Origin of the sequence: Erythrobacter sp. GH1-10, assembly GCF_045363165.1 — a bacterium.
In the GTDB taxonomy this organism is placed as follows: Bacteria; Pseudomonadota; Alphaproteobacteria; order Sphingomonadales; family Sphingomonadaceae; genus Erythrobacter.
This window is the reverse complement of sequence record NZ_JBJFLP010000001.1, coordinates 836,526-854,710: the sequence shown is the minus strand read 5'-3', so window position 1 is coordinate 854,710 and position 18,185 is coordinate 836,526. Positions and strand designations below refer to the sequence as shown.

The 18,185-nt window shown below is 60.8% G+C and carries 9 protein-coding genes; 4 read left to right on the top strand and 5 right to left on the bottom strand.

The annotated features are described in order from the left end of the window. Window positions 1–5: 5 nt before the first annotated feature. The 5 genes from ACI5KX_RS04230 to ACI5KX_RS04210 all read right to left on the bottom strand — a co-directional run bounded on the left by ACI5KX_RS04230 (window position 6) and on the right by ACI5KX_RS04210 (window position 10,052). Window positions 6–1,589 (bottom strand): sodium:solute symporter family transporter, encoded by a 1,584-nt coding sequence (locus tag ACI5KX_RS04230; RefSeq protein ID WP_406809423.1) that lies wholly within the window; start codon window positions 1,587–1,589, stop codon window positions 6–8. 111 nt (window positions 1,590–1,700) lie between these two features. Beyond that, complete coding sequence (locus ACI5KX_RS04225; protein WP_406809422.1) at window positions 1,701–4,100, bottom strand: glycoside hydrolase family 3 N-terminal domain-containing protein; 2,400 nt, start codon at window positions 4,098–4,100, stop codon at window positions 1,701–1,703. Between the two features lie 104 nt (window positions 4,101–4,204). After that, a complete protein-coding gene (locus ACI5KX_RS04220) occupies window positions 4,205–5,407 on the bottom strand; it encodes an MFS transporter (RefSeq protein ID WP_406809421.1) in 1,203 nt (400 codons plus the stop codon). Further along, on the bottom strand, window positions 5,404–6,459 hold the full coding sequence (locus tag ACI5KX_RS04215) for a LacI family DNA-binding transcriptional regulator (RefSeq protein ID WP_406809420.1): 1,056 nt from the start codon (window positions 6,457–6,459) through the stop codon (window positions 5,404–5,406). The genes ACI5KX_RS04220 and ACI5KX_RS04215 overlap by 4 nt, the downstream gene beginning before the upstream one ends. A 185-nt stretch (window positions 6,460–6,644) precedes the next feature. Further along, the gene (locus ACI5KX_RS04210) at window positions 6,645–10,052 is read right to left on the bottom strand and encodes a TonB-dependent receptor domain-containing protein (protein WP_406809419.1); all 3,408 of its coding nucleotides are present in this window, start codon (window positions 10,050–10,052) and stop codon (window positions 6,645–6,647) included. A gap of 272 nt (window positions 10,053–10,324) precedes the next feature. Here ACI5KX_RS04210 and ACI5KX_RS04205 point away from each other — a divergent pair, with 272 nt between their 5' ends. From ACI5KX_RS04205 to ACI5KX_RS04190, 4 genes are all read left to right on the top strand, one after another. Continuing rightward, window positions 10,325–11,839, top strand: coding sequence for a tryptophan halogenase family protein (locus ACI5KX_RS04205; protein ID WP_406809418.1), 1,515 nt, complete (start codon window positions 10,325–10,327; stop codon window positions 11,837–11,839). Between the two features lie 124 nt (window positions 11,840–11,963). Then, window positions 11,964–13,091: a hypothetical protein gene (locus ACI5KX_RS04200; RefSeq protein ID WP_406809417.1), complete on the top strand. Its 1,128-nt coding sequence runs from the start codon at window positions 11,964–11,966 to the stop codon at window positions 13,089–13,091. Between the two features lie 97 nt (window positions 13,092–13,188). Next, complete coding sequence (locus ACI5KX_RS04195) at window positions 13,189–14,460, top strand: amidohydrolase family protein (protein ID WP_406809416.1); 1,272 nt, start codon at window positions 13,189–13,191, stop codon at window positions 14,458–14,460. Window positions 14,461–14,671: 211 nt separating this feature from the next. After that, the gene (locus ACI5KX_RS04190; RefSeq protein WP_406809415.1) at window positions 14,672–18,025 is read left to right on the top strand and encodes a TonB-dependent receptor domain-containing protein; all 3,354 of its coding nucleotides are present in this window, start codon (window positions 14,672–14,674) and stop codon (window positions 18,023–18,025) included. Window positions 18,026–18,185 lie beyond the last annotated feature (160 nt).

Below are 18,185 nucleotides of genomic sequence, written 5' to 3'. Positions count from 1 at the left end.
GCGCATCACCACAGGATGACATAGAGCCCGACGAAGATCGCCACCGTCAGCGCCGCAAGCGTGTTGAAGAGCGTGGTGGTTGCAAAGCCGATATCGCCGAGCTTGACCGTGCGTTCCTCATCGGGCGCCCCGGTCATCCGCGAGACCACCGCAGCGGCGATGATCGAGAGCACGAACACGCCCCAGATGCGGATGATGAAGGGCACGTCCGGCATGCCGAACTTCAGCAGGATGTTGACCGCCAGCGATCCCAGCAGCGCGGTGAAGGCGCCGATGGTGTTCATCTTCTTGTCGAAGAAGCCGAGCAGGAACACCACCACGATCCCCGGCGCGATAAAGCCGGTGTATTCCTGCACCGTCTGGAAGCCGCTTTCGAAGCCGCCGATGAACGGGCGGGCAAGCACCAGGGCAATCGCCATGGCGGTAAAGGCGGTGATCCGTCCGACCATCACGTAATGGTGCTCCGACCGGTCGGGTCGCGCGCTGCGATAGAGGTCCATCGTGAAGATCGTCGAGATCGAGTTCATCATCGATGCCAGCGAAGATACCACCGCTGCGATCAGCGCCGCGAACACGATGCCGCGCAGGCCGGCGGGCGCAAAGCCCATCAATTCGCCGTAAGTGCGATCCGAGGCTGCGCCCAGCGCTTCGGCATTGAGGTCACCTTGCTGCGCCAGGATCACAGCAGCGATCCCGGGGACGACGACAATAAAGGGCACCAGCAGCTTGAGCAGCGCCGCAAAGGCGAGACCCTTCTGCGCTTCGCCGAGGTTCTCGGCACCGAGCGCACGCTGGATGATGTACTGGTTGAAGCCCCAATAGCTGAAGTGCAGCACCCACAGCCCGCCGAGAATCGTCCAGATGCCCGGCAGGTCGGAATAGGCCGGATGATCGCTGTCGAGGATCATCTCGAAGTGCCCCGGCATTTCCTGCATCAGGTATCCGAACCCTGCAAGCGCCCCATTGGCGGGCAGCGCATCGAGCGCAAACCAGGTGATGGCAAGCCCGCCAAGGATCAGGATCACGACCTGGATGATGTCGGTCAGCGCAACCGCCTTCAGGCCGCCATAGAGCGAATAGAGCGCAGCGAAGGCGGCGAGCGCCAACATCGATCCCATCACACCCCAGCCGGTAAGCGAATCCACCGCAAGGCCTCCGAGCCAAAGCACGGTGGTAAGGTTCACGGCGGTGTAGAGCGCGACCCAGAACACGCTCATCAGATTCTTGACGCCCTCGCCATACCGCTGGTTCAGGAATTGCGGCATGGTGTAGATCTTGCGCTTGAGGAAGATCGGCAGGAAGTATTTTGCCACGATCAGCAACACAATCGCCGCCTGCCATTCGTAGGCGGCGATGGCGACGCCGACAGCGAAGCCCTGCCCCGACTGACCGATGATCTGCTCCGCCGAGATGTTCGATGCGATCAGCGAGGCACCGATCGCCCACCACGGCAACGCGCGACCGGCGAGAAAGTAATCCTCGGTGTTCTTTTCATGGCCCTCGGGCTCGCGGCTGACGAACAGCGCAATGCCGAGCAGCGCGAGCGCATAGCCCGCGATGATGATGATATCGATAGTCTCGAGCGTCACTTGCGATTACTCCCCCATGGGGCATCGGCTCTTCTCGGCCCTTGCCCGGATCCCATTTCCAACAGGACTAGCGCATAGCGTCGCCACGTCCACAAGCATTCGTCTGCGCGATCAGAAGGAGCACTCCGCCCCTTCGGCCGCATCTTCGCGCGCAATCGCGTAGATCTGGATCGTGAACGGTGCTTCCGACCGGATCGTGAGCGCGTTGCTGAGCCCCGCGAGGCACTTCTCGGTCAACACCATTTCACGCCAGCCCTTGCCCTCGGCGACCGAAAGCTCCTGCGTTATGTCGAGCGTGGCGCCATTGCTGGCGAGTTCCACGGTTCCGGCCGGGCGCTGGGCCACGAGATACTCGATACGATAAGCGGTCCCGCCCTGCGGTCCGCTGAATTCGAGTGCCGTATTCGGGCCGAACGTGATCGAGCGCGCGTCTTCCTGCGCATTGCGATCGATCCCGCGGGCAACGACGCCGCCCGCCTGTCCGCGTAGATCCGGCAGTTCGGTGCCCTTCGACAGTGCCTTGACGCGGTCTGCGAGGCGGCCAGCCGTAAACCAGTCCGATCCGCCACCGGCGGTTAGCGCGGCGCACTCCTCGCTAAGCGTGCCGAGCGGCGATGTGTCGTCGAGCGAGCGACCGAAACCGAACGGGAACAGCGCCCCATCGGGGCTGTTGAGCGGTTCACCGTTGCAGTCGGCGGGCCAGGTGAACGACAGGCGCCCGGTCGCGGGCTTCTTGCCAAACAAGATGTCGGCAACGCCCGCGCCCTCGCTGCCTGGAAGCCACGCGGCTACGAAGGCATCGGCAAGATTGAGTTCGCGATTGACCCACATCGGACGGCCCGAGAGGAACACCGCGACAGTCGGAATTCCCCGGTCCTTGAAGCTCCGAAGTAGCTTGAGGCCCTCTTCATCGCGGAAGGCGAGGTCCTTTCGGTCGCCGACAAACTCGGCGTAGGGCTCTTCGCCGAACACGACGATCGCGACATCGGGAGCGCCAGCTGTTTTCACTTCGCCGTCGGACGACAGCGTCACCGCCGCATTGGCCTCTGCAGCGACTTGCTCGATCCCGGCAAAGATCGAAGTCGCGCCCGGAAAATCGGCATTGGTCAATTCGCCGCCGCCTTGCCAGGTCAGCGTCCATCCGCCCGATTGCTGGGCGATGCTGTCCGCCGCGCTGCCAGCGACAACGATATTCGCGTTTTCCTTGAGCGGCAGAACGCCGTTATTCTTGAGGATAACCATCGACTTGGCGACAGCCTCGCGAGCCACCCCGCGATGCGGCCCGAAGCCGAGCTTGTCCCAGCGCCCGGCATTGGCACGCAGCGAGGGCTTCACTTCGCTATCGAGGATCCCGGCGCGCTGCTTGATGCGAAGCACCCGGGCGACAGCCTCGTCGACGCGGGCTTCGGGCACCGTGCCATCGCGAACCTGTTCGAGCAGCGTCTCGTAGAGGCCTTTCCAGTCCTCGGGCACCATATAGACATCGAGCCCCGCAAGCAGCGCCTGCGGGCAATCGGTGTTGGTGCACCCCTTGATCTGGCCGTGGCCGTTCCAATCGCCGACGACCAGCCCGTCAAAGCCCATTTCGTCGCGCAGCAAGTCTGTCAGCAAGGCCTTGTTGCCATGCATCTTCTGGCCGTTGATCGAATTGAAGCTCGCCATCACCGAGCCGAGCCCGGCACGGATCGCTGGCGGATAGGGCGAAACGTGGATTTTCTTCAGGTCCTCGATATCGCCGTTCACATCGCCCTGGTCGACGCCCTGCTCGGTGCCCCCATCACCGAAGAAGTGCTTGGCGGTGGCGATCACGCGGCCCTTGCCAAGGAAGTCCTCGGAGCCGGGTTTTCCCTGTAGCCCCTCGACCATCGCAACACCCATCTTCGCGACCAGCGAAGGGTCTTCGGAATAGCTTTCATAGGTGCGCCCCCAACGGTCGTCGCGGGCCACCGCAACTGTCGGGGCAAAGGTCCAGTCAATCCCGGTGACTTCGATCTCGGTCGCGGTCGCGGCACCGATCAGTCGGATCAGGTCGGGATCGCCGGTCGCGCCGAGAGCGATGTTGTGCGGAAAGATGGTCGCGCCGGGGATATTCGCATGTCCGTGAACGGCATCCGTACCCCAGATGGTCGGGATCGCAGGTTCGCCATTGGGTAGCGGCTTGGTCGACGCTTCCCAGAAGGCGTCGGCCAGCTTGAGCCAATCCTGCGGAGGCGAAAGGTCGTTGCCGTTGGGTCCCGAATTGCCGCCATTGAGCACCGAGCCGAATCGGTACTTCTCGACATCGGCGGGGGTGATCGCAGAGATATCGGGCTGGATGAGCTGCGCGACCTTGCGTTCAAGCGACATACGCGAAATGAGATCGGCGATCTGCTGTTCGGCGGCATCCTCTGCCGATACCGCTTCAATTGCCGGAGGCGGCGCGCTCGCCGCCGTCTCGACCGGAGCCCCGGCGCATGCAGAAACCACTCCGGCAAGAGCACTGGCCGCCATCAACCGCGCTGGATTACGCATTTTTGAAAGTCCCTCCCAAGACCCAGAACGCTTGTTACGCCCCCTCTTTGAGAACGTTCACAAGATCGCCTGTCGTTGCACGCGTCCGGTCAAAAATCAAGCCTTCATGAGCGGCGCGGAATCGTCGCCAACAGCACGGCCGCCATGATGGCCAGACCGGCGAACAAGACGAACAGAGCGGAAAAGCCGAAGCCTGGCACGAGTGTCAGCGTGAGCCAGGGCATTACGATCGAAGGGATCGTGTTAGTAAGGTTGAAAAGTCCGAGATCGCGCCCACGATGCTGCGGTAACGGCAGGACGCGCAGAGTCTGTCCCGTATGAAGCGAGAGAAAGATCGAAGCCGCAATCCCGAACACGACGTACCCCGTGATCGCGAGCGGCAATTCGAAAGAAATAGCCATGATGCTGAGACCTATCCCCGCCATGGCAGCGCAAGCGGCAAGCGGCAGGATCGGTCTGGCGTGGCGATCCGACCAGCGGCCAATCAGCAGCGAAAGCGGGATCGATACGACAAGCACCGCACTGAAGATGTTGGCCGCGGTGTTTTCGTGAAAATCCTGCGTGATCGAGCGCAGCCAAAAGAGCAGGAAAGCGAACAGGCCGGCTTCGGATATCTGGACCAGGAAGCGGGCAAGCCACATCCGGCTTACAGCGGTGCGCTTCCGAAGTTGGTCGGTTGAGGCCTTCTCGATCTTCGAGACCGGGCGCGTGAGTTCGGGCAGTTCGCGACCGCGACCAAACATCACGACCGGGAGCACGAGTACGATAACCAGCAATGCAACGGTGAACATGCGATACTCTTCGGCCACCACGCTTTCGAAAGTGACGAGCGAACCGGCCAGCGCGCCCATGGCGGGCGCGATCGCGAGAAGGCCGCCGAGCAGACCCTTCTGGCTGTCGGGAACGCAGTCCCCGGCCCAAGCCAGCAGCGGACCGAGCATCATATTGAGGCACATCTGCCACGCCATCACCAGCAGGATGAGTTCGATCAGCGAACCGGCCCGGCCGATCATCAGCAGCAGCACGCTCGACGAGATCAGTCCGGTCAGCACCCACGGCAAGCGGGTTCCGCTGCGGTCGCTCGCCATGCCGAATGCGATGTTCGCTAGGCTCGCGATAATCGCGCCGTAGAAGGTGGTTCTGGCCAGCGACGGGACATCCTCGGCACCCATGAGCGCGGTCACTTTGAGTGGCAGCAGCACTGTCAGCAGAGGAACGTAGGCGATGGCTCCTCCGCCCGCCGCCAGCGCGAACAGGACGAGGAACCACACGGGTTGCCGAGTGGCTGGCTGGGCCGCCTCGTTCACCTCGATTGCGGCGCGGGCCCGGTCGAGGCGCGTTCGACCAGTTGCGCGGGCACGTCGATTACATTGCGAACCGGCGGTGCCTTCGCGGCATTGATCAGATGCTCGACCGCAATCGAAACGGTCTCGGCAATCGGCTGATCTACTGCGGTGAATGGCGGCTGCGTGAAGCGCACGATCGGTGTGTTGTCAAAGGAAATCAGAGAGATATCCTTTGGTACGTCCATACCGCGATCGCGCAGGACTTCGAGCGCTGCGAGCGTCATCTGGTCGCTGCTGCCGATGATCGCGGTGAGATCGGGGTGGCGATCCAGGAGCTTGCGCGCCGCTTGCGCTCCCGAAGCGAAACCGAAGTCGCCGCGCTCGCACAGACCGTCGGTCGGAAGATCGTGCTCCTCCATCGCCTGCTTCCAGCCGTCGATACGCCAGCCGCTCAGGCTATAATTCGTGGGCCCGCCAATCATTGCGATGGTGCGATGTCCAAGCTCGATCAGGCGAGATGTCGCCGCGTGTGCGGCTTCGGCATCGCTCATCGTGAGCCGGATTCCCGGGCCTTCCTCGACCGAACCGATCCGCGCGAACGGGATGTTACGCTCGGCCAGCAACCGCGTGATTTGCGGGTTTTCCGAGTGCGGCGGGGTCAGGATCACTCCATCGGGTTGCAGCGCGGCGACGGTCGCGCCGAGTTCGCGTTCGACATGGTCGGCGTGGGTGTCGACCAGTTCGACGATCATGCGATAGCCGTGTTTCTGGCACGTGAGCGTACCGCCGAGCAGCATCTGGTCGACCCAGTCCGTCCCCTGACGCTCGCGCCAGTCGGCCAGCGTGCGTTCGCGATCGTTGATCGCGAGGATCAGGTAGCTGCGCGAACCGCTCATGCGCTGCGCCGCGATCGAGGGCACATAGCCCAGCTTGTCGATCGAGGATTGCACCCGATTGCGCATCTGCGGCCGCACATTCGGTTCATCATTGATGACGCGGCTGACCGTCTGCAGCGACACCCCGGCATCTTCCGCAACATCGCGGATGGTTACTGAATTACGGCGCCTTGCCATCGTATTCCCGTCTTCAACCGATCCCCCGATCGGCCCCTTAATACGAATTCTATCGTGTTGTCACCGCCGGGATGCACGCCCGGATGTCGGGCCCACACTGTCCGTGTCGGCGCCGGATAGAGAAGGAGGGGACCCTGCCCCCATGCAAAGCCCCCTCCTCATCTCGTTCGTTCGAGTTCCTACCCCTAGAAGTCGAACCGAGCGAGGAACGTGAACCGTCGGTCGTTGCGGAACGCCGAGCGGGTGATACGCGTGCCGTCGAAATCGACGACCTGCGAGGTTGTGGTGACCTCATCCAACAGGTTGACGCCCTGGACGCCGAGCTTGAGATAGTCGGTCACCGAGTAGAAGATCGACGCATCGAGTTGACCGGTATCGTCCTGCCAGATCGGCGAGAACGGGAAGATATCGTCACGCGGAGTGATAAGATATTCCGAGCGCCAGTTGTACGCGGCACGCGCCGCGAATGGCCCCCTCTCGTAGAACAAGGTTGCGTTAATCGTGTGCTCCGAGATCCCGGCAAGCGGTTGTTGCGCCACAAACGCGCCCGAGTTGAGCTCATTCGTTGCGGTCGTAATCGACGACTGGCCAACATCCGAAAGCGTCGGGTTCGAGAAATCGTCGCCGTTCACATACGTGTAGGTGAACTGCGCACCGAAACCGTCCAGCAAGCCCGGAAGGAAATCGAAGGTCTGCTGGTACGTGACCTCGAACCCGTAAAGATTGCCATCCTGGGTATTCGACGGACCTTTGACATTGACCTCCGCGGTCGCACCGCTCGGGCTGGTGTAATCGACCAGCGTAAAGCCGGTATCGATGAAGCCCTGGATATCCTTAAGGAAGAAGGACGCCGTGAGCGAGCCGACATCGCTGAAATACCATTCCGCCGAGACGTCATAGTTCCACGATTCAATCGGACGCAGGTTCCGGTTGCCGGTCTCTAGGGCGAACATCGGGCCGTCTGCGAGGTTATCCGCAGCAAGCAATGCTGCCGTATTGTCAAAGATTCCGCCCCCGGCCCGGAACAACTGGAGATCGGGTCGCGAAATGCCCTTCGATACGGCAAAGCGGAACAGCAGGCCATCACCGACATCCAGCTTTGCGTTGAAGCTCGGAAGCCAGTGTTCGAAAACGATATCCCGATCGTCGATCAGGACTTCGCCGGTATGCACGGCGGCGAACTCGCCTAGACGCGAGGCAAACTCGGGTTCGCAGAACCCACGCTGTGGCCCACCAGTAACCTGGCACACTGCTTCGATCTCGGCGACCTGAACGACACCGTCACCATTTGCGACGGCACTGACGCTGGGATCGTCGAAACGGCCAGGGTCAGGGAAGCCGATCCGACCGGCAGTCGAGACCTCTGTTTCGACATAACGAAGCCCGATGTTGCCTTCGAAGTTCCAACCATTGGAAAAATCGTGGCCGAAATCGATGCGGGCATAGGCCGCATTGGTAACTTCGGTGACCGTCGAAATCTCGCCTGGGCAATACACGCCTTCAATGTCGCAAGGAATGACCTCGCCGGTGAGAGGATCGGTAAAGAACCGGCCATTCACGCCGAGATTGAAACGTTCCGGCGTTTGCGAAAAGGTCGTGATTTCATCCCACTGGGGATCGATTTCACCATTCAGATAGTCGGCGAGGAAATCGTCACCGCCATAGAACCAGGCAGCTCCGTTGGGGATCGGGGTTGGTGCATTGCCGCGCTGGAACCCATCCGCGAACGGATTGCGGATCTGCGAATATTCGGGAAACTCGTCGGTGTAGGCGCCGCCTGCAGCGCCATCGAACGCGTTGGTTACGCCAATCGCGGCATTGAACAGGCCATTGGCGTCTGTACCAAGAGCGTTGTTCCAGAAGCGGCCCGGAGTGAAGCCGGGCGTACCCCATCCATAATTGGTCGTACCGACAGCACCCGGCTGACAGCCCGGCCCTTCACCCCACGGAGCGCAGCCCGCGCGGCCCGCCCACGGAGCGGACAGGTTGCCCCACGTGCTGAAATTGGTGTTGCGGGTGGTACGATCGCGCTCTGCCCAGCGTGCACCGAAGCGCGCGCTCTTGAAGAATCCCGTATCGCTGATGTCGTACTCGACATCGAAACGCAGGCTTTCGAGATCGCCTTCGTTCTTCTCGCGGCTGTCGAGACCGAACCAATAATAGGTGTAGAACCCACTAGAGAAATAGTCTGCCGGGGCCGTCGACGGATTGATCGTCGGGTTGACACCGGTCGGAGCGAGAAACTCGATCTGGGGCACCGTGCCGGTGGCGTCGATTGCGATATCCGCCCAGGTACTCATCGCACCGAAAACGGAATCGCGTGCCAAATCGGAGCTGATCGATTGCGCTTCGAAATTGACACGCAGACGTTCGGTCACGTTCCACTTGATATCAAAGGCAAAATCTTCGGTCCGCGAATCCGTGTCACGCAGGAACCGCAGCGAATCGAGCGGAACGCCACCGAACGGGCTAATTTGAACCGGTTGCGGCGTGACGGCAGGACTGTTTGGCCCCCCAAAGATCGGCTGAGTCAGCACGCCGCTCTGGAAAACGCCATTACTGTCGAACTGCCATGTGCTGCCTGGAGCCTGAACGGGATAGGCAACGCCGCTGTCGATGCGGCCCAAAAGGGCGAATTCTTCTGTCGAGAACGATGTATCGGAACGCAGCCACTCGAACGTCGCCACGAAGTCGCCGGTCGGGTCTTCGTACTGGAGAACTGCGGACCACGCTTCCCGATCGCGATCAAGATCAGTCGTGCGAACTCCAGCCGCTTGAGGAGTGAGCAGTGATCCCGCAGGCGGGAAATTATCAGGTTCGAAATTGGGATCGCCTACAAAGCCGCCCGAACCTACGGACAGCGCGCGGATACAACCGGCATTGAGAGCAGGATCGCGGTAGCACGGATCGGTAATCTGCGAAGCGTCAGTGCGGCTCTTCAGCTCGTTCTTGCTGTAAGCCAGCTGGAAGCCGATTTGCGAACCGCCGGGACTTTCGTAAACGGTCGAACCGAGAACCGAAAAGCCCGGGGACCATTCTTCGCGCAGATCGCCGTAGTTACCTTCGATCGAACCCGCGAGGCGCGTGCCGGGATTGTCCAGCGGCTTGCGCGTCACGAGATTCACGGTGCCGGCAATGCCGCCATCGATCATGTCCGCCGTAACGTTCTTGAAGACTTCGACGCGACCTAGAAGCTCCGGCGACACGTCATTGAAGCTAAGCGAGCGCCCGCCGGTCGCCGAGAAGATATCACGGCCATTGAGTTCCGAACGCACGAACGGCAAACCGCGCACGATAACCCCTGTACCCTCGACCGAGAAACGATCGGGATCGGTCGGCTTTTCGAAGCGACCGATGTTGACGCCGGGGACGCGCTGCAATGCTTCTGCGACCGAACGGTCGGGCAGCGCCCCGATATCCTCCGCGGTAATCGCGTCGACAAACGTATCCGAGTCGCGCTTGATATTCTGCGCATTCTCGAGCGCCGCCTTGAAACCGGTAACAACGATGACATTGCCGTCACCGGTAATAGCGACTTCTTCTTCGGTGCCCTCCTCATCGATATCCTGTGCGATCGCAGGAGTCGCGATCATAGCCGACATCGCAAGTCCGGATGCCGTGCTTAACGCGAAGAAGCGCCGCGAAGGCGCAATACGAGCCGTCTTCATATGAATTTTTAAACCTCCCCAAGACCCCTTTTCGGGTTCGTGCCCTTTGTGGACTTTGGAAGGCGTAGCGAAAAATGTTAGCGTTCACAAGACTTGCAATATATCCTTCACATTGCACACTGAGGGGTGTGGGATTTTCCCCACACCTGCACATACGTATTCATTGGACAGGCGCGAGCGTCGCGACAGAGGAAAACATGGCGATCAAAAATATTATCATCGTCGGCGGGGGGACCGCGGGCTGGATGGCGGCGGCAGCCTTGTCGCGCTTACAGCGCAACAGCGACCTGCAAATCACCCTCATAGAATCCGAAGCGATCGGTACAGTCGGCGTCGGCGAAGCGACCATCCCGCCCTTTGTCGAATTCAACCAACTGCTCGAAATCGACGAGCGTGAATTGCTCGCGGAAATCCAGGGTTCGTTCAAACTCGGGATCCAGTTCGAAAACTGGGGCAAGATCGGCGACAGCTACATCCACCCGTTCGGTGCCTACGGATACGCGATGGGAGGAATCTCGTTCCATCACGTCTGGCACCGACTGGCCACTGCGGGAGACAATCGCCCGATCCAGGTCTTCAATGCAGAGACCATGGCGGCCTATTTCGGCAAGTTCATGCGGTCGGCGGATTACCAGAAACAGCGCGACGATCTACCGCCTCTCAATTACGCCTACCATCTCGACGCTGGCCAATATGCGCGCTTCCTACGCAAATATGCCGAGGCGCGCGGCGTCGTCCGGCAGGAAGGAAGGATCGACGACGTGAAACTCGATCCCGAGAAGGGCCACGTGGTGTCGGTTCGCCTCGAAAGCGGCAAAGAAATTGGGGGTGACCTGTTCATCGATTGCTCCGGTTTCCGCGGCCTTCTGATCGAACAGGCGCTTGAGACCGGATACGAAGAGTGGACCCATTGGCTTCCATGCAACCGCGCCGTCGCTCTGCCGTGCAAACGCGAAGACGGCAGCCCTCCTCCGCCCTTCACGCGCGCAACCGCGCACAGGGCCGGATGGCAGTGGCAGGTTCCGCTGCAGCATCGCAATGGCAACGGACACGTTTACTGCAGCGATTTCATGGAGGATCAGGAAGCGCTCGATATTCTCGTCGGAAACATCAAGGGCAAGCCTCAGGCAGAACCGAATTTCCTCCGCTTCGTCACTGGTCACCGCAAGAAATTCTGGAACAAGAATGTGATCGCACTGGGGCTTTCGGCTGGTTTCATGGAGCCGCTCGAGTCCACCTCGATCCATCTTGTTCACACAGGTATCAATAAGCTGCTTTCGATGCTGACGCTCGACGGGATTACTCAGGCGCAGGAAGATGCTTTCAATCGGCTGACGCTACGCGAATACGCCCGCATCAGGGATTTCCTCATTCTGCATTACAATGCCACGACGCGCGATGACTCGGATTTCTGGAATTATGTCCGGACGATGGATGTGCCCGATACGCTCACCGAAAAGATCGAACTGTTCAAGGCCAACGGGCAAATCTTCCGTGAAGAGGACGAATTGTTTACCGAAACGAGTTGGGCGGCTGTGATGATGGGCCAGGGCATCGAGATGCGCGAGCACAACGCGATGGCAGACGCGCTCGACGACGCGCAAACCCGTAAGGAGCTAGACGAAATGGAGGCCTCGATCCGGTTCCTAGTCCAGCACATGCCGGGTCACGGCGACTATCTGGCTAAGTATTGTCCGGCCAAAGCGGCCTGATCGGTCAGTCCGGATAGCCGTAGGTTTAGCAAGCTGAATTGATGAGCTTAGGACAGATTATAAACCCATCCAGGATCGAGGTCCTCGGGACCGGACGGGGACGCTTGGGTACGAGGAAAGCATGATGAAGTCGCAACTGAAGGCTATCGTTGTCGCATCGCTGATCGGAGCCGGTACCATCTCAACCGTACCGCTCCTCGCTGAGGATACTGCGGACTTGAAAGCGCTCGATGCGCAGTTGCCCGGCGAGCTGGTCAATGATCCGTCGCGCATCGACTGGCAAAGCTACGGGCCCGATCTTGAGGCGAGCGCCATCGTCGACGAAACCATTCCCGGTGGGGGCGCGGCGCGTCGTTTCGAGATCAAGCGTGCCGACGAGTTCATTTACACCTCCGGCACTAACGTGCCGCTGACCAAGAAGGTAAATCGCGGCGACGAGATCACCATCGGTTTCTATGCCCGCACAATCGAGGCCGATACGGATGATGGCCGCGGGGTACTGCGTGTGCGCTTCCAGGAGAACGCTGCGCCATTTCCCGGCTTCGGTGAAGAAACGCTGTCGATCGGGAGCGACTGGCAATGGTATGAGGTCACGGCAGAGGCGGAGTTTTCGCTTGGCACCCGCGACGGCATTGTAGCGCTGCAGTTTGGCCGCACTCGGCAGATTATCGATATCGGACAGGCGATCGTCGTCTCTGGCGCGACCCAGATAGCGGGCGAGGGCCCTGTCACTGTCGCTGCAGCGCGGGCCGACGTGCCCGAACTTGAAATGCCTGATGGGCTAGAGGGAACCGGTGCGCTTCTGAACAATCCCGGCCAAGCCACCTGGAAGTTCGGCGGTTCCGCCGGAACCTATTCCAACCGTGACGAGCCCGAGATCTGGATGATGAAGGCGACCCGTTTCGAAGTGGCGCAGCCGGGCACGCAGTTGACCGACCTCTACGCGACCGTTCCGATCGAACAGGCGATCGCCAAGGGCGATAAGCTGACCATCGCGATTGCCGCGCGCACGATCGGCACTTCGGCAGCGGATGGCAAGGGCGTGGCAGCTTCGCGCATACAAGGCACCGCCCCGCCCTTCGAGAGCTTTGCCGCGAACCGTTTCAAGGTCGGCGAGAACTGGCAGCTGATAAAGATCCAGACCGAGGCCCCGCGCGACTACACGCCCGGCGGCGCCGAGCTGCAGCTGTATTTCGGCGGATCGCAGCAGCAGATCGACCTCGGCCCGGTGTATATCTTCAAGGCAAACTAGACTGGCCCAAGGGCCCGGGATTGCCGTTTCCGGCAAAGCTGGTACGCCTCTGCGCTTCGCTTAGCCATTCCAGCCAAACCGGAGACGTCACTTGCACTTGACCCGCCTCGCCTTCGTCGCAACCGCACTCGCCACGTGCAGTACGGCAGCGCTCGCCGATACCGTGGTGCTGACCGCCGATGCGATGGTCGATGTCGAGCGCGGGACGCTGGTCGACGACCCGGTGATCACCATCGTGGATGGCGTGATCGAGGCCGTAGCAACTGGCGAAGCTCCCCGGATCGAGGACGCCCGCTATATCGACCTGACGGGCAAGACGATCCTGCCAGGAATGATCGATATGCACGTCCACCTGACGAGCGATCACGATGTGCAGGGCTATGGCGCACTGGCTATTTCGGACGAACGCGCGGTCATCAGCGGCGTAGTCAACGCGCAGACGACGTTGATGGCCGGGTTCACCACGGTACGAAATGTCGGCGCGGGCAGTTTCGGCGATGTCGCGCTGCGCGATGCGATCAACGAAGGCGACATTCCCGGTCCGCGCATGTTCGTTTCCGGCCCGCCGATCGGCATCACCGGCGGCCACTGCTCGGACAACAACTTGCTGCCACCCGAATACGAAGCGAGCGGCGAGAATGTCGCCGACGGCCCATGGGCGGTGCGAGCATCGGTTCGCAAGAACAACAAGTTCGGGGTCGACCTCATCAAGACCTGCTCGACCGGCGGCGTCCTGTCCAAGGGCACCAAGGTCGGCGCGCCGCAATACACGCTGGAAGAACTGACCGCGCTCGCCGACGAGGCACACAGCCACGGTCTCAAGGTCGCGAGCCATGCACACGGGGCCGAAGGCATCGTCAACGCGCTCAAGGCCGGAATCGATACGATCGAACACGCTAGCTTCATCGACGATGAAGGCATCCGGCTCGCGAAGGAGAAGGGCGCCTACCTGTCGATGGACATCTACGTCACCGAATTCATTCTCGGGGTCGGGGCGGAGATGGGGATCCTTCCCGAAAGTCTCGAAAAGGAACGCATCACCGGCCAGACTCAGCGCGAGAACTTCCGCAAGGCGCACAGGGCGGGTGTGAAGATGGTGCTCGGCACCGATGCCGGCGTCTATCCGCACGGCGACAATGCCAAGCAGCTTTCGCGGATGGTGCGCTTCGGGATGACAGAAGCCGAGGCGCTGCGTGCGGCGACCGCCAACGCCGCCGATGCACTGGGGCAAAAGGGCAAGATCGGCGTCATTGCGCCGCAGGCATCGGCCGACATCATCGCTGTCGACGGCAATCCGCTGGCGGATATTGCGCTGATGGAAGACGTGACCTTCGTTATGAAGCAGGGCGAAGTCTACAAGAGCGAGTGACGCGCGCCGGGCGACTTGCCGACCGCGCTACGCAAGAATGTTACCGAGCGATGCAACGAAATCAGCCTCGCTGCGCGCCAAACATGGCAAATTTGCAACATCCGCGGGACCACTGTCCCAGCAGGTCCGCATTATGTCCGAACTGCCTTGACTCGCCAACGTCCAGACGGCTTCCATGTTGCGTCGCAACAAAACAAGGCCAAGACAGACTATGACACCCCTCTCTCTCAAGCTTTCCCGCACCGCCCTCCTCCTCGCCGCCGCAAGCGCCATGCCGTTCACCGCGCAGGCGCAGGAAGTGGCCGACCAAGAAGAGCAGGCAGCAACCGACGAAAATCGCATCGTCGTGGTCGGTTCGCGCATTGCGCGCGATCCCAACATCGGCTCACCGGCTCCCGTGCTTGCGGTCGATGCCGAAGAGCTGACGCAATCTGGTACGTCGGACGTCGTCGATGTCCTGCGCGACGTCCCGGCGCTTTCGACTTCGACCTCCAGCGACGCCTCGATTGACGGCGTCTTTTCAGGTGGGCTGGGCGTCGGCCAATCGGTTCTGAACCTTCGCGGTCTCGGACGTGAACGCACGCTCGTGCTGGTAAACGGTCGCCGTCACGTTTCCGGTGTGGCGGGCGAGCAGTCCGTCGACGTCAATTCGATTCCTACCGCCCTGATTGAGCGAGTTGAAGTGCTCACCGGGGGCGCGTCATCGGTCTACGGTGCCGATGCGGTCACCGGGGTTGTCAACTTCGTGCTTCGCGACGATTTCGAGGGCATCGAAGCGAACGTCCAGTCAGGCATTTCTTCCGAAGGCGACTCCTTCCGGATTAATGCCGACCTGACCTGGGGCGCGAACTTTGCCGATGGTCGCGGCAACATCACGGTTTCCGGTGCCTACGCTCAAGGCGACGAGCTTCGCTTCGGTGATCGCGATTTCTCGCGCAACAACGGTATTTTCGACGACCAGGCCAACCCCGCGCTGTTCTTCCAGACCGGCGAACTTGGCGCAGATACGCCCAACTTCAATGCCAACGGATCGATCCTCGGCGAACTCATCCCCACCGACGACCTCGGTTTCACGCCAACCTCAGCCGAGCAGGCCCTGATCGATCGGGCACTCAACGCGCCGCGTCGTTTCATCGCGGGCGATCCCCGATTCTCGCTATCTTCGGCTGGCGGTGTCGTTGGGCCGGGCTTCCTCGGGCTGAGCGATGGCCCGGATATCAACGGCAACGGCGTTGCCGACTGTCTTGAGTCCGCAGTCGGCTACAACAGCACCTTCAACCCCGGCGCCTTTGGTGTCGCTGGCGGCTGCGCCAACATCAACGCCGATGGCAGCGTCTCGGTCTATCAGGATGGCCTGATTACCGGGCTGTTCAACCAGTTCGGCGGCGATGGCATCCCGAACAATTTCGACGTCAATTCACTCATTCCGGAAACCGAGCGCTGGTCGATCAATGCAAACCTGACGTTCGAGATTTCGCCGGAAGCGACGTTTTTCTTCGAAGGCAAGTATGTATCCAGCTCGGCCGAATTCCAGGCCCAGCCGAACACCTTCTATGACCTGCTGACAATCCGGTCCGACAACCCATTCATTACGGCAGACCTGCAGCCGTTTGTCGAGGAACTGAGCCTTCCGCAGTTCGGGTTCACCAATGCCGGCTTCGATCCGCTTTTCGATACCGGCCTGACAGAAGGTTTCTACATCACCCGCGACCCTGCCGATCTGGGGCCTAACCGCAATCGCAACGAATACGAGACCTGGCGTTTCGTCGCGGGGCTCAAGGGCGACATCACGGACCACTTCGCTTACGAGATTTCGGCAAACTACGGGAAGTTCAACCAGGTATCTTTCGACAGGAACCGGGTGATCCTCGATCGCTTCTTCGCCGCGATCGATGTGACGACGGATGGCTCAGGCAATCCGATCTGCCGCTCGGATATCAACCCGACCCCGTCGGCGACCACGCCATTTGGCATTCCGGGCGGCGATCCTGGCTTTTTCACCTTCAATCCGGGCGATGGCCAGTGCAAACCGGCCAACATCCTCGGCGGCGTGGGCGCGATAAGTCAGGAAGCGATCGACTTCATCACCGCGACCACGATCAACGAGTTCGAGCTCGAGCAGTTCGTAGTGAGCGCGATCTTCAATGGCGATACCGGAGCATTCTTCGAATTGCCGGGCGGTCCGATCGGCTTCGCCGCCGGCTTCGAGCTTAGGGAAGAACAGAGCGTCTCCACCTTCGATCCGCTCGTGCGCGGGGTCATCCCCGTTACGACCCCCGATGCCAACGCCGGAGACTTGATCCGCGACATCGACAACCCGCAGAATTCGCTTGTCTTCGACCCGCAATCGCTGATCAACAACGATGGTGGCGAGTTCACTGTCTACGAGCTGTTCGGCGAAGTGAACTTGCCGCTGCTTTCGGGCGCACCGCTTGCAGAGAGGCTCGAATTCACTGCAGCGGCGCGTTACGCGAACTACTCAACGGTCGGAAACACCTTCTCGTGGAATGTGAACGGGCTTTACGCGCCGACCGAGGACATCCTGTTCCGTGCGACCTATGCTGAGGCCGTCCGTGCTCCGAACATCAACGAACTGTTCAATCCCGGACAGGGCGCGTTCTTCCGGCCGGTCGATCCTTGCGACGAGGGCAACTTGCAGGCTGCTCCGAACGCTGACCTGCGTTTCAACAACTGCGTTGCCTTCTTCGATGAAATCGGGTTCGACCCGTTCTTCGGCGCGTCGCCGGATCGAGCGAACTACAGCTATGTCGATCCGCTCACCGCACGATTCTCGGGCCTGGTAACCGGCAACCCCAATCTCGAAGAGGAAACCGCGACCACCTGGACGGTCGGCACGCAGATCACTCCGCGCTTCCTGCCCGGCCTGATCGTGAGCGTCGATTATTATAACATCGAGATCGAGAATGCGATCGACCAGTTCCCGGCCCAGGACATCGTCGATAACTGCGTCGACAGCTCGTCGATCGATAACCAGTTCTGCAATCTGATCACGCGCGGTTCCGGGAACGGTGGCTTCGTATTCCTTGAACAGTTCACGCTCAACTTCGCACGCCGCGAAACGGCGGGTGTCGAATTTGCCGCGCAGTACAGCTTCGATCTCGGCGACCACAGTTTTACGCTGAACGGCAGCGGTACGTGGGTCGAAAAGCTCGACGACTTCATCGATCCAAATGATCTCACGCTGGTCGATCCGGAGCTCGGCGAGCTGCAACGCCCCGAATGGGCAGGCCGCGCGTCATTCACCTGGGACTGGGAAGGCCTGAGCGTGACCTGGGGCACGACCTATCTCGACAGCATGGGTCTGCGATCGGTTGAAATCGAAAGCGTCGGCACCACGGGGAACGACCTGTTCTCGCCCGAAAACGGCTTGACCGACGAGACATTCATTCACGACATCAGCTTCAGCTATGACGTGAACAGCATGTTCGACGTCTACGGCGGCGTGAACAACGTCTTCAACGAGAAGCCGTTCGTTACCGAGCAGGCCTATCCGGTCAGCCCGGTGGGAACGCTGTTCTTCCTCGGTGTCCGCGCCACGATGTGACGCGCGGCCCAGCGGGAAATGAAAAGGCGGAGCGACTCAGGTCGCTCCGCCTTTTTCTTTGCGCGGTTGTCTTGATGGTGGGGCCGATTACTCGCCGTGATCGAAGTCGATCCGCGCTGCCGCAGCGCCGCTCATGATAAAGCCGATGGGGCGCTCGCTT